This is a genomic window from Bradyrhizobium sp. OAE829 (assembly GCF_040546575.1).
Lineage (GTDB): Bacteria > Pseudomonadota > Alphaproteobacteria > Rhizobiales > Xanthobacteraceae > Bradyrhizobium.
In genome coordinates, this window is the sequence record NZ_JBEPOE010000001.1 from 4,341,073 (window position 1) to 4,362,684 (window position 21,612).

Genomic DNA, 21,612 nt, shown 5'->3' on the forward strand with positions numbered 1-21,612 from the left:
TCAATCCTTCGTATCCGGTTTGACTGCGGTCAGCCTGCGCAAGGTATCGCCGAGAGATCTGGGATCGCCGTCGACGGCAACCTGCTTGAGGCGCGATGTCACGCCCGACAGGATTTTCACCCTGGCCTTGGGCACGCCAAGCGCCTTCGCCATCAACTCGGTGACCGCGCGGTTGGCCTCGCCGCCCTCGGCGATGGCGCGAACCCGCACCTTGACCACGGAACGCCCGTTGGCGAGCGTTTCAATCCCGTCGATGTCGTCGCGCCCGCCCCGCGGCGTGACCCGCAGCGCCACACTGATGCCCTCGGTGGAATAACGCCAAGGATCCATCAATTCGCGGCGCCCTCGATCAGATCACGTTGGGATAGATGTAGTAGGCGATCACCCGCTGGATGAACATGATGATCAGGATCAGGATAATCGGCGAGATATCGAGGCCGCCCAGGCTGGGCAGCATCCGGCGTATCGGCGCCAGCACCGGCTCGGTGATCCGGTAAAGGAATTCGGCTACGGCCGCGACGAACTGGTTGCGCGTATTCACGACATTGAAAGCGATCAGCCAGGACAGGATGGCGGAGGCGATCAAGAGCCAGATATAGAGGTCGAGGACGATGGAGATGATGTCGAGGACAGCGCGCATGATGGAGGGGGCTCGCAGGTGGGGTACCCTGCTAGATATCGGTTCATCCCCCCGCAAACAAGGGAAGTTCCCATCAAAAAGACCCCGGAATCGGCGCTTTAACCGTTCTTGACTTGACCTTGGGCCGGACTGTAAATGGCGCCGATTGTCGGTCGCCTGTTCTCAGTTTGGGCGGCCGCGATGGGGCCATAGCTCAGCTGGGAGAGCGCGTCGTTCGCAATGACGAGGTCGGCGGTTCGATCCCGCCTGGCTCCACCACGCTTCGCCCTTCGGGCTACGCGTGGCGCAGCCACGCCGGAGCCTGATGGGCGAAGCGTGGTGCCCGGCATAGCCCGAAGGGCGACGACGGGCTGGTTCAACACACACAGATCTGTACCTGCTTCGGCTACGACGTAGCCCGCATGAGCGCCGCGATATGCGGGGCCTGCGCGTAAGTCCCGGATATCGCTTCGCTCATCCGGGCTACTCCCCCTCACTTCCCCGTAAACCGTGGCGGCCGCTTCTCCATGAAGCTCGCCACGCCCTCTTTGAAATCGCTGCCCTTGAGCGCGATCTGCATTTCCCGGTTGGCGTCGATGGTGGCCTCGGCGAGCGTCTGGAACGGCACGTCGTAGAGCTGGCGCTTGATCACCGAGATCGCGCTGGGCGAGACGAAATCGGCGAGGTCGCGGGCATAGGCGTAGGTCTGCTCACGCAACTGATCCGGCGCATAGAGCCGGTTGACGAGGCCGATGCGCAGCGCTTCCTCGCTGGAAACGCGCCGCGAGGACATCAGCAAATCGAGCGCGTTGGCGTGGCCGACGATTCGCGGCAGCATCCAGCTGATGCCATGCTCGGCGATCAGCCCGCGGCGCGAGAACGCGGTCGTGAACACGGTGTTGTCGGCGGCAAAGCGCAGATCGCAATACAGCGCATGCACGAGGCCGATGCCGGCGGTGGCGCCGTTCAGCATGCCGATCACGGGTTTTGGAATCGCCGGATAATAAGCGTAACGCGTCTGCCAGTCGGCGCGCCGGTTCATGTCGAACGGCGTGTTCTCGCCGCGCCTGATTTCGTTGGGATCGATCCCCTTCAGCCCTTCCATATCGGCGCCGGCGCAGAACGCGCGACCCGCGCCTGTCAGCACGATGACGCGCACATTGTCGTCGGCAGCGGCGGTTTCCATCGCATGGCGCACGTCGCGCTCCATGATCGCGGTCCAGGCGTTCATGCGGTCCGGCCGGTTGAGCGTGATGGTCGCGACCTTGTCGCTCACTTCGTACAGAATGTGTTGGTAGGTCACGGCGATCTCCCTGTTGTTTTCTGTTGTTGAATTTCGCGCGCGCGCGTTTCCGGCCACGCCATGCGGACAGATTAGCACATCTGATGGTTTTGAAAGGCGCGTGGAGGCGCGAGGAAATTCCGCGTGGCGGCTATTCGGCCGCTTCCGACATGATCGACATCGGCATGCGCTTGAGCCAGCCGGCGATGAATTGCTGCAGCCACGCGCGCTCGGCGACGTCGTGCACCGCTCGATCGGCGAAGTGCGAATGCGGCGCCCGCGCACCCGGCAAATCCATTGTCTCGCAGCGCGTGGTCCAGCGATGCATCATCGCGTAGGTCACGTCCGGATGAAACTGGAAGCCGAAGGCATGGCCGGACTGGAATGCCTGCACCGGAAAGTCGTCGCCCTCCGCCAGCAATTCGGCGCCGGCCGGCAGCTCGAACCCCTCGCGGTGCCAGTGGTAAACCTGATCCGGCCAGTTCGGGCAGACCGCGTGGCCGGCCTCGGTCGGACGGATCGGGTAGTAGCCGATCTGGGTACATCCTTGCGGATGGGGTGCTACCGGCGCGCCCAATTGTTTGGCGAGCATCTGGGCGCCGAGGCAGACGCCGAGGAACGGCCGCTGCTCGCGCAGGGCAATTTCGATCCAGTCGATCTCCCGGCGCACATATTCGTCGCCGTCATTGGCGCTCATCGGGCCGCCGAAGATTACCGCGCCGGCATGCAGATCCAGCGTCTCCGGCAGAGGATCGCCGAACCTAGGGCGGCGAATGTCGAGGGTATGCCCCAGCGCACGCAGCGCGTTGCCGACCCGGCCCGGCGTCGAGCTCTCCTGGTGCAGGACGATCAGGACCGGCAGCAGAGGAGGCAGCAGGGTTTCCGGCGCGGCAGCCAGCGCCGTTCGCCCCGGAAAGGGCTGGACGTTTTCGCCTTTTTTTCGCGACCGGAACGACATCGACGTGCTCAGGACCTCAAACCAAAACCATACCTAAGTGAGTCTTAATTTCAGGTGAGTTCATGCGGGCCTGCAGTTATTTGCAAATATCTGTAAGCAAATCGCGGGCCAGAGCGTCTGTGAGGCGTATCACGCCGCCTTTTCAGCGCTTGCGCAGCTGGAAACGGCCGACCGCCGCCAAGATGAACGAGCGCGGGAAGAACCTGAGCAGGAACGGCACGATCTTGATGCCAAGTCCGGGCAACACCGCGCGCTTGTTGGCCATCAGGCCGTCATAGGCCTGTTTGGCGACATCGGCGGGCAGGACGTTGAGGATCACCGAATCAAATCCAGGCGCAAAACCGGCGCGGGCCTGGAACTCCGACGGCACCGGACCGGGACACACGACCGTCACGCGCACGCCGCGCGGCGCCAGTTCCGCCCGCATGGCTTCGGTGAACGACAACACATAGGCCTTGGACGCGTAATAGACCGCCATGCCCGGGCCCGGCAGGAAACCCGCGACCGAGCCCATGTTGAGCAGGCCGCCGCGATGGCGGATCAGTTGATCGGCAAACCGTAGCGACAGATCCGTCAGCGCGCGGATGTTGACCGTGATCATGTCGAGCTGATCGGCGCGATCGCGCTGGACTGCCTTGCCGAACACGCCGAAGCCGGCATTGTTGACGACATATTCCACTTCGACGCCGGCCGCCGTCAGCGCGTCGGCAATCTGGTCGGTTGCCCCCGTTTGGGTGAGATCGCAGGGAATCACGATCGGCGCCGCACCGCCGGCCGCGGTGATTTCAGCCGCCAATGCCGTCAACCGGTCCTCACGCCGCGCCACCAGCGCCACGCGATGGCCCCTGGAAGCAAACACGCGCGCCAGTTCGGTGCCGATGCCCGCCGATGCACCGGTAATCAGCGCCACACGCTCAGTCACGATCGAATGCTCTTAAAATGAATTACGGAAATGCCGCCCAACGGGAGAACGAGAGCATAGGCTTGTGGTGCGACGCAAGCCACCCCGCAAGCATATCGCCATGCAAAGGCACGCGTTTGCTGGATCTAAGTCCAGTATTTTCAGGGTCTATCGCGCGTCGGGATCGCGGGCCGCGCTCCACATTAAAGTTTCGTCATCTGCGGCTAGGCACAGCGCTTATGTTGTCGCGTCGGCCGCCTTCGACGCGCCCGCGAGCGGCTTGCCTTGAGACTTGCCCTCAGGGCTTCCTTGCCGCTCCGCGACACGGTGCTTGAGATCGATGCGGTCGCGCGACGAGACGCCCAGCAGATCTGCCGCGCGCCAGAGCACGTTATCCTCGAACTCGGTGACGTCACCGTCGGCATAGACCATTTCCCACATCATCTCGACGATGCGGAGCCTGCCCTCCTCATTCACGCTACGCATGATGACGCTGGTGAAATGATAGAGATCGACCGCGTCGCCTTCGACCCGCGTCGCCGAGGCAATCAACCGGTCCGCGGTGCCGGGATCGAGCTCAAAGCGGCTTTCGATCAGGCTGTGCAATTTGCGCTTCTCCAGCGCCGTCGGCTCGCCGTCGAGCGAGACGACGTGAACCAGCAGCGCCGTCGCCGCCAGAAGATACCCGGTATCGTCGAACGCCCGATCCTTATTCGCATCGGGGGAGACAATGTCGGCGATGAATTGGCGAAGTCCGTCGAGCATCGACACCTCTATGGAGCGAAGATTGATAGCGGTTATATGGCGTGGAAAATCAGGCCGCGCAATGCGCGGGGCCTGCCGGGGAAGCATTACGTTTAGGCAATCTGCGGCCCAACGGCGTCATTGCGAGCGAAGCGAAGCAATCCATAGCGAGTTCCGGGAGATGGATTGCTTCGTCGCTTCGCTCCCTTGCGCAAACGCTTCGCGTTTGTCGCAGGCAATGACGGCGGCTGGACGCTACGGTATTTCGTACACCACGATCTTGTCGGCGATGCCGCGCAGCGCCGCCTGTTTCTGGATCGGCTTGATCGCTTCCCGCTCGAGGATGCCAGCAACCGCCGGCGACTCGATCACCGGACCGGTGATGTGCATTTCCTGCGAGGTCGACAGGCTCTGCACACGGGCGGCGATATTCACGGTCTGGCCGAAATAGTCCTGCCGCTCGTTGAGCATGACGGCAAGACACGGGCCTTCGTGAATGCCGATCTTGACGACGAGGTCCTCGGTGCCGCGCGCAGCATTGAGGGCGTCCATCGCTGAGCGCATGCGCAAGCCCGCAACGATCGCATGTTCGGGCTTGATGAACGTCGCCATCACGGCATCGCCAATCGTTTTGACGACGGCGCCCTTTTCCGACGAGATGATTTCCAGCAGCGCGTGGAAATGTGCGCGCACTAGGTCGAACGCGGCAAGATCGCCGACCCGCTCGTACAAGGCGGTCGATCCTTTCAGATCGGTGAACAGGAAGGTCAGCGACGTGATCTTGAGGCGTTGATCGACGCTGAGATTGTCGGCCTTGAACACGTCGCGGAAGGTCTGGTTCGACAGCATCCGCTTCGCCGTGAGAAACGGCTTCCGCTTGCCGATCAGATGGTGCATCACATCACCAGCGATAAAGACCGTAGGCAACGTGCGCACATCGGCCTGATTGTCGAGCGACAATCGCAGCGGTCCCGGACGCAGGGTCCTGGTTCCGCCCGTCGGCGTCACGGTCTTGTTGTAGACCAGCGACAGCTGCTGGCGCTCCTTGGTCGGCTCGCCCTGAACGTCGATGAACTCCGCCGAATGCGTCACCGGTTCGAACACGATGATGAATTCTTTCGGCAGTTGCAGCGACAGCACCGCCTTCTCGCCAGCCGGCAGTTCAAGCGTGTCCAGCGTGACTTCGTCGGCCAGCGTCGCGATATCAGCCGCGTCGAAATCGATGCCCGAACTCCAGAACATCTGTTTGTAGTATTCCCAGACCGGCAGCGTATTGGGATCATGCGCGGCGATACGCCTGACCCGTGGGCTGACCGTAAAGGCCACCTCGACCTGCTCGTCGACCGAGGCTTCGTAACCGCAGGCGCAAAGACCGCAATGGTAGTCGTCCGGACTGAGCGATTTCAGCGTGCTGTGGGCGCCGAGCACGCCGCCGCAACCGGGGCACAACACGTTCCAGGTCAGGTCGAACAATCCAAGCCGCGACGCGTGCAGAAAGCCCGAAATCACCCGCTCTTCGTCCAGCCCGGTGCGTTTCGCAAAATCCAGCACATTGATACGGTTGAGCTCATGATCCTGGCCGTTCTCGACCGCAAGCCGGATCGCATCAGCCACCGCGGGATCGGCGGTCTGATTGAGCATGGAAAATTGCGCTTTGACGTCACTCATGATCGCAGCCTAGAGCAGTTTGAGCGAGCCTCCAAGCCAGGCAATGCGCCATGCGCATTACCGCGGCACGATGGCAAACAGCGGTGAGCGGTCAGGCTGGGTCGTCACCACGCCGACCGGCATCACCGGCGCCTTGTCGACCATGCTGACACGGAACGCGCCGATCATCTTGGCCAGCGCCAGCACCGCCTCCACCAGCGCGAAATGCGCGCCGATGCAGACGCGCGCGCCGACACCGAACGGCAGATAGGCGAAGCGATCGGGCGGCGTCCCCGTCATGAACCGCGAGGGCACGAACGCGTTCGGATCACGCCACAGTTTTTCATGCCGGTGCAGCAGCCACGGCGCGATCAGTACGACGTCGTTTTTCTTCACCGGCATGCCGCCGATCGTATCCGGCCCGGCTGCCGCGCGAATGATCAGGAAAGCGGGCGGGTAAAGCCGCATGGTCTCGTCGACCACCGCGCGGGTGAATTTCAACCGCTCGATGTCAACCGCCCCGTTTACGGTGGCGAGCTCGCCATTGACGCTCGCGCCCTGCACCTCGGCCGCAACCTGTTCCTGGGTCGTTGGGTCGAGCGCCAGAAGATAGAGCGACCAGAACAGCGCGGTGGCAGTCGTCTCGTGGCCGGCGAGAATCATGGTTGCGACTTCATCGCCGAGCTGTTCGTCGGTGAAGGCCTCGCCGGTTTCGGGATCGCGCGCCGCGCCCATCAGGTCGAACAGATCGCGCGGCGGGGCGCCTTCGGTCTTGCCGGCGGCGCGGCGCTCTTCCATCAGCATGCCGACAAAGGCCGTCCAGCGCTTGCGGAAGCGGGCGCGCGCGAAATCCTGCGGGCTTGGCCAGCGCGGCGGCAGCAGCATGTCGAGAAAATGCGGCGACGCCAGCCGCTCGCCATACTCCGTCACGAAATTGCGCAAGGCGGCGCCGTGGCGGTCCATACCGAACGAAAACATCGTGCGTCCGGCAATCTCGAGCGTCATCCGCTGCATCGCTTCGCGCAAATCGACCGGCGCATTGCTGGCGGGCCTGAGCTTGGCGATGGTCTGGTCGGTCGCGGCCAGCATGTGCGGAACCAGCGTCGTCACCGCGCGCGGCGTGAAGGCGGGCGACAGCGTTCGGCGCTGATGTTTCCAGGCGCGTCCCTCGGCGGTCAACAATCCGTCGCCGACCAGCGGCCGCAGCACCCGGAAGCTGGCCGGCGTGCGCGTATAATTCTCGTAATTGTCGACCAGGACATGCCGGATGGCGTCCGGCGTGTTGAGAATGAAAGTGCTGCGCCTGAAGAAACGGCCGCGGACGATGTCCTCTTCATAGGCCCGCTGGCCCCAGCTGCCGATCACGTTCTCGCGGATCGCCTTGATCCGCCGCAGCATCGTCATGTCGTCAGGCGCACGCGGCGGGCTCGGTGGCACCAGCGGCTGCGCGACCGGCATGTCGTAAGCTTCGGCAATGCTCATAGGCGCCACTTTCGTCGCCCGGATGAGCGAAGCGATATCCGGGATGGTGCCAAAGCCCCGCATATCGCTGCGCTCATGCGGGCCAAGATCTAATCCAAGATCTATCTATGTCTCCGATCCCGGCATGACAAAGGCGCCGGCACCGTTAATGGTCGAGAAACAGCTAATAAGTCAGCTCAGCTACCGCAATCCGGTTTTCCGCTGCCGGCCAGGCCCGCGCCACGATTCGCTCCTGGTTGAACAGCGCCACCACGGCGCGGCTAGCCTCCTCGGCCGGAAGCCGCAAGGTGGTGACCGAATCGGTCGGCACGCCCGGCTTCACGTCCTTGGGCTCCTTGCCGTCGACCAGCACCACGTCGCGCGGCAGGCCGAAATAGCCCCGCGGCCGCGACATCAGCACGACAGCGCCGGCACCGGAATCGGCAGATCCGAGCGGCCGGGCGGCCCGCAAATGCAGGATGTCGGAGGAGCGCGGGAATGGCGAACGGTAAAAATGCGTCGTGGTCGCGTGCGGCGAGGTCAGCACGATTTCGAGATACCAGCTGGGGTCGACCTGCGCCGGACCCCAGCGGCCATCGGCGCCGGTCTGCGAAGAATGAATCGGCCCGCCATTGCGTTCGCCGGTCCCGGCGGAGACGCGATAGACATCGACCGTTGCGCCGGATACCGGACGGTTGGTCTGAACGCCGGTCGGCGTGCCCGTCACCAGCCCGCTCAGCCTGACCTGCGCTTCCGGCACGATATCGAGACGCGACGGTTCGCGGCCGGCAATGAATTTGTAGATCTCGCGGAACGCGCGCGGATGGTACGCGGTCTCGCGATGATCGATGGCCCCGAGCGCCAGATTGGTTGCGCCTTTCAGCGCCGGCCCTTCTGCGGTCACGCCGGTTGGCGTGCCCGGCTTGCCGACGAAGCGGCCGTCGGCCTGCGCGAATTTGTCGATGCCGTCGCTGCGCAGCGTCAGAAATGCCGTACCCGCCGTGACTTCGTTTTCGCCCTCGTTGAGGCCGCGCAGGAAAGGCCCGCGGCCGTTGAACTCGCCGCCGAGACCGTCGTCCCAGTCATAGACGCCGTGGTTGGGAACGCCGCAGAGCACGGCATGGCTGACATCGCCGCCGCCGTTCTTGACATAATTGCGGATCGAATTGCCGCCACGCGAGTTGCCGACCAGCGCGACGCGCGGCGCACCGGTGCGGCGCCTCAGTTCCTTGATCGCCTCGCCAAGTTCACGGCGCTGGTCTTCGGTCGACGAACGGTTCGGCTGCTCCACCTTGTCATCGCTGCGCGCCAGGGGATCGGTGAAATTGATCGCGAACATCCGTTCGTGCGGCACGCCGTTCGACTCCATCCGCCACAGCGTGGTGATCCAGAGCGCGGCATGATCGCCGTTGCCGTGCACGAACAGGATCGGCGGAATCTCGGCGGCGGCAGGCACGGCCGGCGCAGCCTGTGCCAACGCCTGAAATCCGAAGGGGCCGCCGAGCAAAGATAGCGCGCCGGCGCTTTTCAGGATCGATCGCCGCGATAGGCTCATTTTGTGACCTTCCGTTACTTTTCAGTACTTTAGCTGTGTCCTAGCACCACCGAGGGCGGTGTAACTACTGGACAGGGCAGGGTTTTCGCAGGCATCACTTTAAAATCAAATGGAATCAAACCGGTGACAGGGGACAGGCGGAACGGACCATGACCGACCAGCCGAAGCGCTCGCGTTTTGCCGCCGACAGCATCGCAGCGCCGCTGCGGCACGCGGTATTCCGGCGGATCTGGCTCGCCAGCCTGGTGTCCAACCTCGGCCTGTTGATCCAGGGCGTCGGCGCGGCCTGGGCGATGACGCAGATGACGTCCTCGGCCGACAAGGTCGCATTGGTGCAAACCGCGCTGATGCTCCCCATCATGCTGATCTCGATGCCGGCCGGCGCCATCGCCGACATGCACGACCGGCGCGTCGTGGCGCTGGTCTCGCTGTCGATCGCACTGGTCGGCGCCACCGCGCTGACCGTGCTGGCGTGGTTCAACCTCGTCACCCCGAATGTGCTGCTGGCGCTGTGCTTCATCGTCGGCTGCGGCATGGCATTGTTCGGGCCGGCCTGGCAGGCCTCGGTCAGCGAGCAGGTACCGGCGGAAACGCTGCCGCAGGCCGTCGCGCTCAACGGCATCAGCTATAACATCGCGCGAAGCTTCGGACCGGCGGTCGGCGGCATCGTGGTCGCGACCGCGGGTGCGGTCGCGGCGTTCGCAGTCAACGCGGTGCTCTATCTGCCGCTGATGGTCGTGCTGTTTCTCTGGAACCGGACCCACGAGCCGTCGCGCCTGCCGCGCGAGCGTCTCAACCGCGCGATGGTCTCCGGCGTGCGCTATATCGCCAACTCGCCGTCGATCCGCATCGTGCTGATACGAACATTGGTCACCGGCCTGATCGGCGGTTCGGTCTCTGCGCTGATGCCGCTGGTGGCGCGCGATCTGCTGCATGGCGGCGCGCAGACCTACGGCATCATGTTAGGCGCCTTCGGCATGGGCGCCGTGATCGGCGCGCTCAACATCACCGAAGTGCGCAAGCGGCTGAGCGGCGAAGCCGCGGTGCGCGCCTGCGCGATATCGATGGCCGGCGCGATCGCCGCGGTGGCGTTCAGCACCAACGCGGCGCTGACCGCAGCGGCCCTCGTGCTCGCCGGCGGCGTGTGGATGCTGGCGGTCGCGCTGTTCAACATCGGCGTGCAGCTCTCGGCGCCGCGCTGGGTCGCGGGTCGCTCGCTGGCAGCGTTCCAGGCCGCGATCGCCGGCGGCATCGCGGTCGGAAGCTGGGGTTGGGGCCATCTTACGGACTACGCCGGCGTCGAGGCCGCGTTGCTGGTCTCCGCAGGCCTGATGCTGGTTTCGCCTGTTCTCGGCATCTGGCTGCGCATGCCGCCGGTCGGCGCGCGCAACGAGGCTGCCACCGAAGTGCTGGCCGATCCCGAAGTGCGGCTGTCGCTGACCGGACGCAGCGGACCGCTGGTGGTCGAGATCGAATATCGCGTGGCGCAGGACAACGCCCGGCTGTTCCACAATGTGATGCAGGAAGTGCAGCTGAGCCGCCAGCGCAACGGCGCCTATGGCTGGTCGATCGCGCGCGACATCGCCGATCCCGAATTGTGGACCGAACGCTATCACTGCCCGACCTGGCTGGATTATCTGCGCCAGCGCAACCGCGCGACGCAATCCGAACGCGCGCTGCATCAGCGCGCGATCGACTTCCACCTCGGACCCGAGCCGATCCGCGTGCGCCGCATGCTGGAGCGGCCGTTCGGATCGGTGCGCTGGAAGGAAGATACGCCCGACCGCGCCGCCAACGAGGTATTGCCGGTCGCGACCGTCGCGGGGAGCAGTACGTAGAATCTATCCGCTGTCATTCGGGGGCGATGCGAAGCGTCGAACCTCAGATGCGCAATTGCGCATCGGGGAAAGACGAAGCGCAATTATCGCCCGTGGCTCGCCAGCGTTTGCTGACAGCCCTTGCTGATACGGGCGCGGTTCTGCTGCAGGCACGCCAGCACGACCATGTCGCCGTCATTCATCTGGGCGCGGCAGAAGCGCGAGACGTCGCGGGCGCAGGCGTCATGGCCCTGTTGCTGCTGCGCCGAAGCCATTGAGGTCATCAGAACCAAGGGAATAACGAAAAGAAATCTGGTCATCTTAGTTGCCTTCACACACAGCAATAAACGATCCCCGCCTTCTATCGCGTTTTCAGGCGAAAGCCAGCCCGGACCCGGTTCGGGGGAAGCGGTTGCATGCGGGAAGTTGGCGGCGGGGAAACGGAAAAAACGCCTGCGTCGCATCGACGCAAGCGCTTTTCGAGAGAGCCGAGGCGGAATGGGATTATTGCGCGGCGACCTTGCTGGACTTCTGCGCGGCGAAATCGCGGTCCATTACAGCGCGGCAACCGCTGGAGAGATTGCCGCGATTCTTGACCATGCAGGCGGTGATCTTCGGAATGTTCGGGATTTCAGAGCTGCAAAGGCGGAAGGCATCGCCCGTGCACTGCGAGCGGGCTTCTTCGCTGAAGGCATAGCTCGCGGTCGAAGTCACAGCGGAAAGCGAGGCGGCAACGGCCAGCACGACACTGACGTTGCGAACGGTGGTGAAGAAAGCGGTCATTTTCGGCTCCCATTGGCGCCGCGGATGCGGGGCCCTTGTTGATGACCGAACCATGCACCGAGGTTCCCGCACCCGCTGTGACGTTCATCACACAGAGATAAGCCCCTAATTTTCCTGAACTCCCGGCGCCGTGTTGGGGAGGCGTTAAGACCTTATTGGCATTAATGGCCCGTTGCGTTGTGTCCCTTGCGTTATGTGGAAAGTGTAGCGATGCGTAATGCGTTAGGCCTGATGCTGGCCACTGTTGTTTCGGCGGCTGTGATCGCCGGTGTTTGGTTCTGGACCTCCTCGCCGCGTGCTGATGCGGCCCCTCAGACTGTCGCCGCCCGCAAGGCCGAGCCGTTGCCGGCCGCCGCCAAGCCAAAAGATGACGTCGAGGTAACGGCTTCGCTCACGAAGCCGGCCCCGCCGCCCGCACCTGCTGCGCCGGTGGCCGCAAAACCGGTTTGCGCCAATCCCGATGCGCTCGGCGTCAGCCGCACCGTCATCATCGACACCACGGGCGGACCGGGTTTCGGCTTCCTGCAATACAAGCAGTTCGACTTCCTGACCGAGAAGGAGGTCGTGCTGACCTTCGACGACGGTCCGTGGCCGACCACACCTGCGGTGCTGAAGGCGCTTGCGGACGAATGCACCAAGGCGGTGTTCTTCCCGGTCGGCAAGCACACCACCTACCATCCGGAAATCCTCCGCCAGGTTTTCGTCGCCGGCCACACCGTCGGCTCGCACACCTGGTCGCACGCGCATCTCGACAGCAAGAAGATGACGGAAGCGCAGGCCAAGGAAGAGATCGAGAAGGGCTTCAGCGCCGTGAAGATGGCGATCGGCGCTGCACCCGCGCCGTTCTTCCGCTTCCCCGGGCTCGGACACACCCAATCCACGCTGACCTATCTCGGCACGCGAAACATCTCGATGTTCTCGGTCGACGTCGATTCCAACGACTTCAAATCGAGCGGTCCACGATCAGGTGATCCAGAACGTCATGTCCAAGCTCGACAAGCAGGGCAAGGGCGTCATCCTGATGCACGATCTGCAAAAGCACACCGCGACGGCGTTGCCGACGCTGCTGCGCCGCCTCAAGGCCGGTGGCTACAAGGTCGTGCTGATGAAGGCCAAGGTGCAGCTCGAGACCTTGGCCGAGTATGACGCGATGCTGGTCAAGGACCTCAAGGTCCCGACCGTCGCCAGCCGCCCGATCGCCAGCGTGGTGCAGACGGCTCAGGAGTAGGCAGGCGCGGCGCCGTCGGCGTCGGCCCACAACAAAAACGCGCCCCGGCTCAATCCCGCGGGCGCGTTTTGCTTTCTGGAATTACCAGTAGATGCCGTGTCGATGCAGCGCGTTGATGATGCGCCGTTCGGTCCAGTAGCGTGACCTGCGGGGCTTATCGTATCGCGGACCATCATCATATCGACGCGAGTCCGAATATCGCGGCTCATCCTTGTAGCGCGGTTCGTCGCGATATCGCGGCTCGTCCTTGTAACGGGGCTCATCCTTGTACCGCGGCTCGTCGCGATACCGGTCAAGCTTGGTTTCGACGATCGCGGGACGCTCGACATATTTCGGAGTTTCCGCTTTGGGCGCCTCGGCCGCGCGCGGGGCTTCGGCCTTCGGCGGTTCGGCAACTTCGGCAATTTGCGGCGGCGCGCTGGTCCTGGCCGGTGCGGCGGTTGCTTGCGTATCGCTGCCGGCCAGCGAGAGGCTCCGGTTATCCCCGGCCTGCGTGCTGGCAGACGCCAAAACGAAGCCTGCGATCAGAATGAATTTGCGCATGTGTGTCTCCCGTTTTTGGTGGCGGGAAAACTAGGCGAGGACCGCGGAGGGTTATGTGAGATAGGTCACGCAAGGGCGTGCGACCGTTTCTCTGAATAGGCGTGAGTTATCGGCGCCCCAGGGAGGCATCGGCCGACGCCGTTTCATTGATGAAAGGCACCGGCCTGACCTTGTCGCCGGGCGCAAGCTTTTGAAATCCATCGACCACCACCCGGTCGCCCTCCCGCAGACCCTCGTTTACCAGCCACAGGCCACCCTGCGCCTCACCAAGACGGACCGGCTGCACCGCGACATGACCGTCGTCCCTGACCACAAAGACCTCGCTGCCTCCCCCGGCGTTGCGTTGGACGGCCTGTTGCGGCACCGTGATGGCGTCGGCGTCGACCCCCTGCTCGATGAGAACCCGGACATACATGCCCGGCAGCAATTCTCGTCTCGGGTTTGGAAACTCCGCCCGCATTGTCACCTGCCCGGTATGGGCATCGACCTTGGATTCCGAAAACAGCAATTTGCCGAGCATTGGATAACCGGTTCCGTCATCCAGCACGAGGCGAACCCTGGCTGTCGTGGGCGCGATCCGATCCAGGTCGCCGTCGGCAAACGCGCGGCGAAGCCGGTTCATCTCGGTAACCGATTGGGTGAAGTCTGCGTAGGTCGGATCAAGCTGCCTGATCGTGGCGAGACTGGATTCGTTCTGGACGACAAAGGCGCCTTCACTGACAAGTGCAGCGCCAACCACGCCATCGATGGGAGCGCGGATGGTTGCGTAATTCAGGTTGAGCCGTGCGCGGGCAACGTCGGCCTTGCGGGCCGCGACGTCGGCTTCGGCCTGACGCAAGCCTCCGACCGCCTTCTCATGCTGGGCTTCAGAGACCACCTTTTGACTCGCGAGCAGCGTCGTTCGCTTCTCCTGATGCAAAGCCAGTTCGAGCGCGGCAGTCGCCTTGGCCAGCGACGCCTCGCTCGCCCGCAGTTCGACTTCGAGCGGTCTCTGATCGATTCGATAAAGAGGATCGCCGGCCTTTACTTCGGAGCCCTGGTGGAACATCCGCTCAACCACGATGCCCGATATGCGGGACCGAACATCGGCAACGCGCGTGGGCGCGATGCGGCCGGGCAGTTCGCGCACCAGGGCACGCGGATGCGGCTTTACGGCAATGACGCCCACTTCGGGCTCGATCTTTGCCGCGGCTTGCGCAGCCCTCGGCTCATCGCAACCAGCAAGAAACGGCGCGAGGCCAGCCAACAACAAAGCTCCGCACACCCGCCGCGAGTGATGCCCCATTCGAACCCCCAGTACTTCCAAGATGTGCCAAGCAACCCGATCGGATTCGGTCGCTTTAAGCAGGGTTATCGCCGCTGGATCAGATCGGATCTCGGAACCGTCCAGCGTCATTACCGCGAATTGCTTTAGAAATGACTAGTGCACTATCCGCCGGCAGACCTGACAGGAATTTCCTGACGTTCCGAAGATCATCGTCATTCTACTATTCAGGGTAACGCCGCATCCGAGATAGCCGTGAGCCGACGATGAGGATCATAGAGCTGGCTGTTGCACTCACGATCTACCTCGGAAGTGCCTGCGTGGCCGCATTGTTGATGATGCTGCTGGTCTGGTACGGGCTGGGAGTTCCTCCGGCGGCATTGAGGCTTAATGCTCTCATCTCGGCGGGTGCCATTGGCTTCGTGGTCGTGGTCGCGATTTCGGGTGGGGCCGACGAAAGCGAAGAATAACGGGAGACCTACACAAATTTTTTCACGATCGGGGTTTTTGAAATGCTGGATGGCAAGACGATCAAGAGTCCACCCTTGGCTTACTGCGTTCCATGTTTGGAGAGAACGCCACACCGCTACGAACGGTTAGGCGTCGACGGACGGTTGACGTCCAGAGCCGTCTGCCTGATCTGCAACAATGATTCACGCAGCGGAGCCGTTCCACAGACCGCTGCGGGGTCCTCTCCATTGCCATGAACATCTCGGGAGCTGCCTTGGCAGCAGTTCCCATCCCGCTGATGAGGCAACTGCCGCCTGACAGGCTTTTCCTGACGCCCGCACGATTGGTTGCGCTCTAGAATGGCGCCGAGCGCAGCAACGGAAGAATGGGGAATGCGACGGTGGGCCGACCCAACTGCGAGTTGATCAAGCCATATGGAAGCAAGCAATTGCGGGAGCGGGCGATGTTTTTCAAGCGCCTGGCAGTCGGCGCAGCCGACCCGAAATTTGCAGCTAAACTTCAGACCCTGGTCGACGAGTATGAGGGCGAGGCGGCGCGGGCGGAGCGATCCCTGGAGACGCGAGCCACGCCGACGGTCCCAAACTCGCCGGCTGAATGATCGCTGAATTATCCTCTGGCAATCGCACTACGATCTGCCGCCAGGGAATCCTCTCTCGTTTGCACGCACAAGCTCGGCCCAACTCATGGCAGCCCAATACGTCCCCGGCGAGGTTCGGGACTTCATCCTGAAGTACATCGCTTCGGTCGCGCAAATCGAAGCCCTGCTGCTCATTTGGTCAAACCCCGGAGAGCACTGGGGAGTGACTGATATCGCAGCCCGCATCTACGCCAGCGAGACCGAAACAGCGAAGGCGCTCGAACGGCTTTCCACCGACGGGTTCGTGCTTTGCACGAATGGCGGCTTTCGCTTGAACGCGTCGGCAGAAAACATCGACATGATTCGAAGACTTCAAGAAGTCTACGCCCGTCATCTCATACCAGTGACCGACATCATTCACGGCCTGTCCTCGAACGCTCCCTCAACGGCGGAGACGTTCAGCCTCAAAAAAGGACCGCTGAAGTGCCCGTGAGCGCATGTAACGGTTGCATCGAGGACGGCACATGCATTGCGTCTGTTTTGGGCCGACTGGCAAGGCGCGTGCTTCTGACGGCGCTGTTCGTTGCGCAACCGGCCTATGCCCAAAAGCTCCATTCCTACGAACCGCTGATGATGGATCCCTTTACCACGATCTATGTCAACGACGGCTCGTGTTCGGCCGGCAAGGTCTTGAAGGTGCAGGGAGCACCGAGGAATCAACGGCGGAAGAAGAGCTGCGTGCCGATGAGTGACCTCAAGACCGCTCCACGATGATGATGCGCGGCGCAGCGCGTTGCCTCATGGACAGCAAATGCCACGTGACTTCACGCCTGTTACAGGCGATCAATTTGGCGTCGCAAGCCAGCCCTGCTTGATGCCATAGCGAACGATATCCGCGCGGCTATGCAGCCCCTTCTTTTCGGAGGCGCGCGCCTTGTAGGTCTCCACGCTCTTGACGCTGATTTCGAGTTGCCCGCCGATCTGCTTGTTGCTGAATCCCTGAGACACGAGTTTGAGGACGTCCTCTTCGCGAGGGCTGAGCTCACCGCCATCGTCCTCGCCCGTCGACGCGAGTTCGGGCACTTTCGCCGATGCCTTTTCCGCAATCGCCGGATCGAGGTAGAGCGACCCCTGGTTGACGGCCCGGATGGCGCGAAGCAGTTCGTCGCCGGCCGATCGCTTCAACAGATATCCCCTCGCTCCGGCGTCCAGCACCGGGTGGACATAGGCGCGGTCCTCATGAACGGTCAGCGCGATGATCTTCACTGCCGGACACCGCTTGCTCAGGCGACGCGCGAGTTCCATGCCGCTGAAATCCGGCAGGGACAGATCGATCACCGCGATATCCGGGGAGCATTCGCAAATCGCCTTCAAACCCGCCGCTCCCGTATTCGCCTCACCCACGAGCTCGACGTCCGGCACGTCAAGCAGCAGCGCGCGAATGCCCGCCAGCACGACAGGATGATCATCGACGAGGGCAATGCGAATGCGGGTCATCTGACGCTCACCAGCTCTTCCAGCGGAATCTGGACAAAGATTGTACTGCCTTTTCCCGGCGCGGATTCCACGGCAATCTTGCCGCCGAGAAGCGCCACGCGTTCCTTCATGCCGGAAAGGCCCAATCCGGGCGCCCGGCCATCAGACACATTGCGTTGCGAGGTTTCCGGATCGAAACCTACTCCGTCATCCTCAAGAACCAGCGCCAACCCTTCTGGTTTCTTTTCGAGCACGAGACTAATCTTGCTGGCCTGGGCATGCTTGAGGACGTTGTTCAAGCCTTCCTGAACCAACCTGTACAGCACCGCCGCCACATCGGCGGGAAGTTGGTCGTCTCGCCCGAACGTCTGAACATCGACACGAACGCCATAACGCTCCTGCCACTCCGCAACGTAGGCCTCGATCGCTTTGAAGATTCCGAGGTCGTCGATCGCCGTCGGCCGCAGGTCCGAAGCCGTGCGATGAATATCACGGCCTATCTGCGCCGCGAGCTGTTCCAGCCATCGTACCTGCTCGGTCGCCGCTGCTCCGTTGTTTCCTCTGGCGAGCCCCTGCTCGAGTGCCTTGAGGCCCAGCGACAACCCTGTCACCGTCTGGCCGATCTGATCGTGCAGTTCCCGTGATATCCGGCGCTGCTCCTCTTCCTGGGCGGAAGCGAGCCGTCGCAGCAGATGCGAGCGCTCCGCCTCCGCGCGCTTGGAAACGTCGATGTCGGCGAGCACGCCGTGAATCACATGGCGATGGTTGGGCCGCCCTTCAGCTCTCCCTGCCGCGCGCAACCAGTACTCACCGCGGTCGTCGGACTGAATCTGAAATGCGACGCTGCTCGACTTGCCGCTCTCCAGGCACGCGGCACCAAACGAGGCCAGCGCCGGCCGATGCGATGGTTGGACTTTCGCGAAAATGCCGTCGGCAGGCCATTTTGTTTCGCCCGATCGCGCGGCCGGCAGGCCCAGCAATGCGCAAAAGCGGCTGCAGCCGCTGAACTCGTTTGTGTGCAGATCCCAGCGCCAGGTCCCGAGTTCGGCGGCGTCGATCGCGAGCGCCCCGCGTTTTTCGCTGTCCAGCAAAGCCGCCGCCGATTCGAGCGCCTCCATGCGACGCCGGCGGGCAATTTCACGCGCGATCACCAGACCAAGTGCAATGGCGAGCCCGACGCTTGCGGCGGTTCCGCCAAACAACAGGCGCAAGGAGCGAGACACTGGAGCGTTCAGTTCAGCGAGCGGAACCCCCACATGCACCGACCATCCTTCGGTGCCGGCCAGCACGCGATGGACGGTTTCGACATCCATGCCCTCACTGGTCTTGGTGTTGCGCGAATTCGCGCCGCCGCGGGCAATGGCTTCCTGCACTGCGGGCGTTTTCGCATCTGCCTTGGCGGTGTTCGTGTCGGGCGTGCGCGCCACCATTCGCTCTTTGGCATCGATCACGGTGCCGGCCCATCCGGCCGGCAGTCCGGCTTGACCGAGGATGGTGCCGATCTGGTCGGGCAACAACCCGATCGTCAGGATGTAACGGAGTTCACCATCGCGGATCACCGGGACACGCAGGGACACCAGCTGTTTGCCGATCGCAGCCTGATACGGACCAAGTCCGCCAAGGACCGGCTTTCGCGTGCGGACGGCGGCGTTGAAGCTTTCACCGTCCATGACCGGTCCGAGCGGCGCGCCGAGCGGGCGCAGCACGTTCAATACCTGCTCCTGATCCGGCTTCGTCAGCGCGGCCGTCTCCCAGAGCGGGCGGGCGGCCACTATCCGCGTTGCCTCCAGATAGAAATCACCCAAATTGCCGCTGTCGAGTGCGGCCGAACTCGCCAGCGTTTCCGCGACCTGCATCTCACGCGAAATTTCGGCTTCGATCTGATGCGCGACCTGGGTCAGCGCTTCGGTGGCCGCCTTGCGCGCGTAGCTGCGTTCCTGGTCAGCGGTGATGTAGGCGATCCATCCCCCGAGAAGCAGCACCGGGATGGCGGCGGTCAGCACCAGCGCGGCGAACAGCCATATGCCCTCGTTCCTTCGTCCTGAACCGGAGGAAAGCCTGTCAGCCAACTCAGCGATTACAGCTGTGCGCATATCGTTCCGCCGGAGCAAATTGAACCCGGACCAGCCTTACGGGATTTAACGGATCGGACCAGCCTGACCTTGGTCTGCCAGGCATCGGGTTGGCCGTACGGACGTCAGGTAAATCCTGACGCTCGCAATCCATCGGGGTTCCAGATCCTTTGGTTCCGGCCTCGCCAAAGCTGGTATGAACCTTAGGGAATGCAGCCAATCAAACCACTAGCGGGGCCGCGCTGCGTCGTCGGCCAGTTCCAGAGGATCTTGAGCGGCCTCAAAACGGGGAATGAGGCCGGCGGGAAGTGCAACCAGCTTTGCTGCACGGTTGGCGGACGATCCAAATACGGTGGCTGCCGCGACGTGTTTTGCGAGTTGCGTATAGTCGTTCCAGATCAAATAGAACATCAGCGGTGGCTGCTCGCCATTATCAAGCAATTGGCGGGCGCGTTCACCGGCTCCCTCGGTGAGCCACCATTGATGCGCCAACGTGACAATCTTTCGAAAGTTACGAATCGTGCCGGACTGCTTGCTTAGTTCAACGCCGGACAATTGGGCGCAATGTGTCAGCCAATTGAGGCCGGCCAAGATAGCAATCGCAAAATCGGTCGTCGCAGTTCCGGTGAAGTCGATCACGGTCTCGTCGTGAGGGCGCTGAAACAAGTAAGCGTTCATCATCTCGATCTGGCGGTCCGCACCGGTCAGCAACTCGAATTGCGCACCTGGCACCATCGTGACATATCGCATCGCTTCGAGTCGGGTGTGATCCCAAACCGAGCCGATATCGCCATCCAGATCCGAAAGCGCCCGCTTGCAGGCCGGATAGATCAGTTTGCCGTTATCGGCATCATCGAGGTATCGCGGAACGCGACTGCGTATTTCTTCGAGGATCGCGTGCGATCCGCCAACGCGTCTCTGGTCGGCGGACTTCGTCGAAGGCTTTTTCGATTTCCACCAGTCGAACACTGCCTTGCCCTCTGGCCAGGCGAAGAAATCAGGAGCAAAGCCAGATAATAGCGACCGCCATTGGCAAGCCCAAGACCAGCGCAACGGCAATTGTCGATGTGAATGCGGAAAGCAAATTTACCCCCAGTTGCACCTTGCCCGGTTCAGACATGGCTCTACTCCACGGTTCGGAATGGCAAAGCCGTCACCGGGACAGCGGAGACGGCTTCTAGCCGCACACTCGTTTCCAGAAGGGACGACGCAGGGTGCGCCGACATGGTTAATGGAGGGTTAACGGCGCGGGATGGGCAGTGGAAAATGCCGGAAGTAGCTTCCGATGGTCACCCAAACCTTGGCCTGGGAAGGAACGAACCGGCAAATCTGATCATGAGCACATGCGAAGAGTATCCGGGAGAAAGATCACACCGCCCGTACCACTGTTGCCATGAGCGTCGAATGCTGTCACCGCGGCATAGCGTTTCCGATGAATATTGAAGACGTCGATGCTATCACCAGGCGCAAGCAATTCATCGCCGCAACCATGCCCACGCGCACCACGCAAAGAAGATCGCTCCCGGAGCCGTTACCGTGAATTGTACCCAGTTTCCGGATTTCCGCGCGTCGATAGCAGCAAATATCGCCAGCGCGGCAAACGCGCACGAAACCAACGCGAATATCAGGAGTAACGGCCGCGGATAGATGTCGGCCTCATCCTTCAAATTCCGAGCGAGTTCGTCACGTTGCTTGGGAGGCACTTCGCTGAGCCGGCGGTTGAGCAACGCCACAAGGCCGGCGCTCTTCACCTTCAGGTATGTTTTCAGCATGTGGCGCCTCCATGTTCGGACAAGCATGGCAGCAGGTGCATGAGCGCGCTCTGCTTTGCCGACATAAACGCGATATGCGGGGCGCTCCGTGATGCTGGTCACGCATTGGCTGTCACCTGGGGAACAGCGCATCATTGCAAGATGGGGCATTTTTCCGACCTCGACGGAACGGGGCGAATGATCGCGCCGGTCGAGCTAAAGGGAGGATGTGCCATGTCTAGCGGGAATCAGACCGAACTTCGCGAAGTCACCGAGAGCGACCTCGCCGCCGTCACTGGAGGCGGATATATCCATCTGCATCCGACTGGCTTTGGCGTCAGGACCGACTTCATGATCGCCCAAAAGCAGCTCATGGAGAGCAACTATCGCGGCGCAATCGAAGCCCCGACAATTCGGCTGTGAGTGAAACGCTCACCTCGACCAAAATCGTCCCCGGTCGGCG

Annotated in this window: 24 protein-coding genes, 1 tRNA gene and 1 pseudogene; 8 read left to right on the top strand and 18 right to left on the bottom strand. The window is 62.6% G+C overall.

Annotated features, from left to right (window positions below):
• Both ABIE49_RS20960 and ABIE49_RS20965 read right to left on the bottom strand, forming a co-directional pair.
• On the bottom strand, positions 1 to 330 hold the full coding sequence (locus ABIE49_RS20960) for a DUF167 domain-containing protein (RefSeq protein ID WP_192739393.1): 330 nt from the start codon (positions 328 to 330) through the stop codon (positions 1 to 3).
• Between the two features lie 19 nt (positions 331 to 349).
• The gene (locus ABIE49_RS20965) at positions 350 to 640 is read right to left on the bottom strand and encodes a YggT family protein (protein WP_192739394.1); all 291 of its coding nucleotides are present in this window, start codon (positions 638 to 640) and stop codon (positions 350 to 352) included.
• A gap of 182 nt (positions 641 to 822) precedes the next feature.
• Here ABIE49_RS20965 and ABIE49_RS20970 point away from each other — a divergent pair.
• Positions 823 to 898, top strand: a tRNA-Ala gene (locus ABIE49_RS20970).
• A gap of 214 nt (positions 899 to 1,112) precedes the next feature.
• Here the strand turns inward: ABIE49_RS20970 and ABIE49_RS20975 are convergent.
• The 7 genes from ABIE49_RS20975 to ABIE49_RS21005 all read right to left on the bottom strand — a co-directional run bounded on the left by ABIE49_RS20975 (position 1,113) and on the right by ABIE49_RS21005 (position 9,167).
• The gene (locus ABIE49_RS20975) at positions 1,113 to 1,922 is read right to left on the bottom strand and encodes an enoyl-CoA hydratase (RefSeq protein ID WP_192739395.1); all 810 of its coding nucleotides are present in this window, start codon (positions 1,920 to 1,922) and stop codon (positions 1,113 to 1,115) included.
• Positions 1,923 to 2,052: 130 nt separating this feature from the next.
• Positions 2,053 to 2,859, bottom strand: a complete 807-nt coding sequence (locus ABIE49_RS20980) for a glutamine amidotransferase (protein WP_192739396.1) — start codon at positions 2,857 to 2,859, stop codon at positions 2,053 to 2,055.
• A gap of 142 nt (positions 2,860 to 3,001) precedes the next feature.
• Positions 3,002 to 3,781, bottom strand: coding sequence for an SDR family NAD(P)-dependent oxidoreductase (locus tag ABIE49_RS20985; protein WP_192739397.1), 780 nt, complete (start codon positions 3,779 to 3,781; stop codon positions 3,002 to 3,004).
• 216 nt (positions 3,782 to 3,997) lie between these two features.
• Positions 3,998 to 4,525, bottom strand: a complete 528-nt coding sequence (locus tag ABIE49_RS20990; RefSeq protein ID WP_192739398.1) for a tellurite resistance TerB family protein — start codon at positions 4,523 to 4,525, stop codon at positions 3,998 to 4,000.
• Between the two features lie 234 nt (positions 4,526 to 4,759).
• Complete coding sequence (locus ABIE49_RS20995) at positions 4,760 to 6,172, bottom strand: adenylate/guanylate cyclase domain-containing protein (protein WP_192739399.1); 1,413 nt, start codon at positions 6,170 to 6,172, stop codon at positions 4,760 to 4,762.
• A 57-nt stretch (positions 6,173 to 6,229) separates the two neighbouring features.
• Positions 6,230 to 7,633, bottom strand: a complete 1,404-nt coding sequence (locus ABIE49_RS21000) for a cytochrome P450 (RefSeq protein ID WP_192739400.1) — start codon at positions 7,631 to 7,633, stop codon at positions 6,230 to 6,232.
• A 163-nt stretch (positions 7,634 to 7,796) separates the two neighbouring features.
• A complete protein-coding gene (locus ABIE49_RS21005) occupies positions 7,797 to 9,167 on the bottom strand; it encodes a hydrolase (RefSeq protein ID WP_192739401.1) in 1,371 nt (456 codons plus the stop codon).
• A 149-nt stretch (positions 9,168 to 9,316) separates the two neighbouring features.
• Here ABIE49_RS21005 and ABIE49_RS21010 point away from each other — a divergent pair, with 149 nt between their 5' ends.
• Positions 9,317 to 11,005 (top strand): MFS transporter, encoded by a 1,689-nt coding sequence (locus ABIE49_RS21010; protein ID WP_192739402.1) that lies wholly within the window; start codon positions 9,317 to 9,319, stop codon positions 11,003 to 11,005.
• Positions 11,006 to 11,088: 83 nt separating this feature from the next.
• Here the strand turns inward: ABIE49_RS21010 and ABIE49_RS21015 are convergent, their stop codons facing one another.
• Together ABIE49_RS21015 and ABIE49_RS21020 are read right to left on the bottom strand one after the other, a co-directional pair.
• Positions 11,089 to 11,304 (bottom strand): hypothetical protein, encoded by a 216-nt coding sequence (locus tag ABIE49_RS21015; RefSeq protein WP_192739403.1) that lies wholly within the window; start codon positions 11,302 to 11,304, stop codon positions 11,089 to 11,091.
• Positions 11,305 to 11,488: 184 nt separating this feature from the next.
• Positions 11,489 to 11,767, bottom strand: a complete 279-nt coding sequence (locus ABIE49_RS21020) for a hypothetical protein (RefSeq protein WP_192739404.1) — start codon at positions 11,765 to 11,767, stop codon at positions 11,489 to 11,491.
• A 210-nt stretch (positions 11,768 to 11,977) separates the two neighbouring features.
• Between ABIE49_RS21020 and ABIE49_RS21025 the strand changes: the two are divergent.
• A pseudogene (locus tag ABIE49_RS21025) lies at positions 11,978 to 12,995 on the top strand (polysaccharide deacetylase family protein).
• An 81-nt stretch (positions 12,996 to 13,076) separates the two neighbouring features.
• Here ABIE49_RS21025 and ABIE49_RS21030 read toward each other — a convergent pair.
• Together ABIE49_RS21030 and ABIE49_RS21035 are read right to left on the bottom strand one after the other, a co-directional pair.
• Positions 13,077 to 13,538 carry a hypothetical protein gene (locus tag ABIE49_RS21030; RefSeq protein ID WP_192739406.1) on the bottom strand — a complete coding sequence of 154 codons (462 nt, stop codon included), beginning with the start codon at positions 13,536 to 13,538 and terminating at the stop codon, positions 13,077 to 13,079.
• 106 nt (positions 13,539 to 13,644) lie between these two features.
• Positions 13,645 to 14,823, bottom strand: coding sequence for an efflux RND transporter periplasmic adaptor subunit (locus ABIE49_RS21035; protein ID WP_192739460.1), 1,179 nt, complete (start codon positions 14,821 to 14,823; stop codon positions 13,645 to 13,647).
• Positions 14,824 to 15,068: 245 nt separating this feature from the next.
• Here ABIE49_RS21035 and ABIE49_RS21040 point away from each other — a divergent pair, with 245 nt between their 5' ends.
• The 4 genes from ABIE49_RS21040 (at position 15,069) to ABIE49_RS21055 (ending at position 16,624) form a co-directional block, all read left to right on the top strand.
• A complete protein-coding gene (locus ABIE49_RS21040; RefSeq protein WP_192739407.1) occupies positions 15,069 to 15,272 on the top strand; it encodes a hypothetical protein in 204 nt (67 codons plus the stop codon).
• 443 nt (positions 15,273 to 15,715) lie between these two features.
• A complete protein-coding gene (locus ABIE49_RS21045) occupies positions 15,716 to 15,871 on the top strand; it encodes a hypothetical protein (protein ID WP_192739408.1) in 156 nt (51 codons plus the stop codon).
• Between the two features lie 85 nt (positions 15,872 to 15,956).
• Positions 15,957 to 16,343 carry a hypothetical protein gene (locus ABIE49_RS21050; protein WP_192739409.1) on the top strand — a complete coding sequence of 129 codons (387 nt, stop codon included), beginning with the start codon at positions 15,957 to 15,959 and terminating at the stop codon, positions 16,341 to 16,343.
• Between the two features lie 68 nt (positions 16,344 to 16,411).
• Positions 16,412 to 16,624, top strand: a complete 213-nt coding sequence (locus ABIE49_RS21055) for a DUF6719 family protein (RefSeq protein WP_192739463.1) — start codon at positions 16,412 to 16,414, stop codon at positions 16,622 to 16,624.
• A gap of 69 nt (positions 16,625 to 16,693) precedes the next feature.
• Here the strand turns inward: ABIE49_RS21055 and ABIE49_RS21060 are convergent, their stop codons facing one another.
• The 5 genes from ABIE49_RS21060 to ABIE49_RS21080 all read right to left on the bottom strand — a co-directional run bounded on the left by ABIE49_RS21060 (position 16,694) and on the right by ABIE49_RS21080 (position 21,170).
• Positions 16,694 to 17,347 (bottom strand): response regulator, encoded by a 654-nt coding sequence (locus ABIE49_RS21060; protein ID WP_192739410.1) that lies wholly within the window; start codon positions 17,345 to 17,347, stop codon positions 16,694 to 16,696.
• On the bottom strand, positions 17,344 to 19,329 hold the full coding sequence (locus tag ABIE49_RS21065; RefSeq protein ID WP_354066909.1) for a sensor histidine kinase: 1,986 nt from the start codon (positions 19,327 to 19,329) through the stop codon (positions 17,344 to 17,346). The genes ABIE49_RS21060 and ABIE49_RS21065 overlap by 4 nt, the downstream gene beginning before the upstream one ends.
• A 297-nt stretch (positions 19,330 to 19,626) precedes the next feature.
• Positions 19,627 to 20,367 (bottom strand): hypothetical protein, encoded by a 741-nt coding sequence (locus ABIE49_RS21070; protein WP_192739412.1) that lies wholly within the window; start codon positions 20,365 to 20,367, stop codon positions 19,627 to 19,629.
• 28 nt (positions 20,368 to 20,395) lie between these two features.
• On the bottom strand, positions 20,396 to 20,518 hold the full coding sequence (locus ABIE49_RS21075) for a hypothetical protein (RefSeq protein ID WP_283813455.1): 123 nt from the start codon (positions 20,516 to 20,518) through the stop codon (positions 20,396 to 20,398).
• A gap of 355 nt (positions 20,519 to 20,873) precedes the next feature.
• A complete protein-coding gene (locus tag ABIE49_RS21080) occupies positions 20,874 to 21,170 on the bottom strand; it encodes a hypothetical protein (protein ID WP_192739413.1) in 297 nt (98 codons plus the stop codon).
• Between the two features lie 213 nt (positions 21,171 to 21,383).
• On the opposite strand from ABIE49_RS21080, the gene ABIE49_RS21085 reads away from it, so the two are divergent.
• Positions 21,384 to 21,572 carry a hypothetical protein gene (locus ABIE49_RS21085; protein ID WP_192739414.1) on the top strand — a complete coding sequence of 63 codons (189 nt, stop codon included), beginning with the start codon at positions 21,384 to 21,386 and terminating at the stop codon, positions 21,570 to 21,572.
• The last annotated feature ends 40 nt before the right edge of the window (positions 21,573 to 21,612 follow it).

Coding starts and splice junctions, on each gene's coding strand:
- ABIE49_RS21035 (WP_192739460.1), bottom strand. CDS start 14,823: ATGGGGCATCACTCGCGGCGGGTGTGCGGAGCTTTGTTGTTGGCTGGC.
- ABIE49_RS21010 (WP_192739402.1), top strand. CDS start 9,317: ATGACCGACCAGCCGAAGCGCTCGCGTTTTGCCGCCGACAGCATCGCA.
- ABIE49_RS21000 (WP_192739400.1), bottom strand. CDS start 7,633: ATGAGCATTGCCGAAGCTTACGACATGCCGGTCGCGCAGCCGCTGGTG.
- ABIE49_RS21015 (WP_192739403.1), bottom strand. CDS start 11,304: ATGACCAGATTTCTTTTCGTTATTCCCTTGGTTCTGATGACCTCAATG.
- ABIE49_RS21030 (WP_192739406.1), bottom strand. CDS start 13,538: ATGCGCAAATTCATTCTGATCGCAGGCTTCGTTTTGGCGTCTGCCAGC.
- ABIE49_RS21075 (WP_283813455.1), bottom strand. CDS start 20,518: ATGTCTGAACCGGGCAAGGTGCAACTGGGGGTAAATTTGCTTTCCGCA.
- ABIE49_RS20960 (WP_192739393.1), bottom strand. CDS start 330: ATGGATCCTTGGCGTTATTCCACCGAGGGCATCAGTGTGGCGCTGCGG.
- ABIE49_RS21020 (WP_192739404.1), bottom strand. CDS start 11,767: ATGACCGCTTTCTTCACCACCGTTCGCAACGTCAGTGTCGTGCTGGCC.
- ABIE49_RS21060 (WP_192739410.1), bottom strand. CDS start 17,347: ATGACCCGCATTCGCATTGCCCTCGTCGATGATCATCCTGTCGTGCTG.
- ABIE49_RS20980 (WP_192739396.1), bottom strand. CDS start 2,859: ATGTCGTTCCGGTCGCGAAAAAAAGGCGAAAACGTCCAGCCCTTTCCG.
- ABIE49_RS20995 (WP_192739399.1), bottom strand. CDS start 6,172: ATGAGTGACGTCAAAGCGCAATTTTCCATGCTCAATCAGACCGCCGAT.
- ABIE49_RS21005 (WP_192739401.1), bottom strand. CDS start 9,167: ATGAGCCTATCGCGGCGATCGATCCTGAAAAGCGCCGGCGCGCTATCT.
- ABIE49_RS20965 (WP_192739394.1), bottom strand. CDS start 640: ATGCGCGCTGTCCTCGACATCATCTCCATCGTCCTCGACCTCTATATC.
- ABIE49_RS20990 (WP_192739398.1), bottom strand. CDS start 4,525: ATGCTCGACGGACTTCGCCAATTCATCGCCGACATTGTCTCCCCCGAT.
- ABIE49_RS21050 (WP_192739409.1), top strand. CDS start 15,957: ATGGCAGCCCAATACGTCCCCGGCGAGGTTCGGGACTTCATCCTGAAG.
- ABIE49_RS21080 (WP_192739413.1), bottom strand. CDS start 21,170: ATGCTGAAAACATACCTGAAGGTGAAGAGCGCCGGCCTTGTGGCGTTG.
- ABIE49_RS21040 (WP_192739407.1), top strand. CDS start 15,069: ATGAGGATCATAGAGCTGGCTGTTGCACTCACGATCTACCTCGGAAGT.
- ABIE49_RS21085 (WP_192739414.1), top strand. CDS start 21,384: ATGTCTAGCGGGAATCAGACCGAACTTCGCGAAGTCACCGAGAGCGAC.
- ABIE49_RS21045 (WP_192739408.1), top strand. CDS start 15,716: ATGTTTTTCAAGCGCCTGGCAGTCGGCGCAGCCGACCCGAAATTTGCA.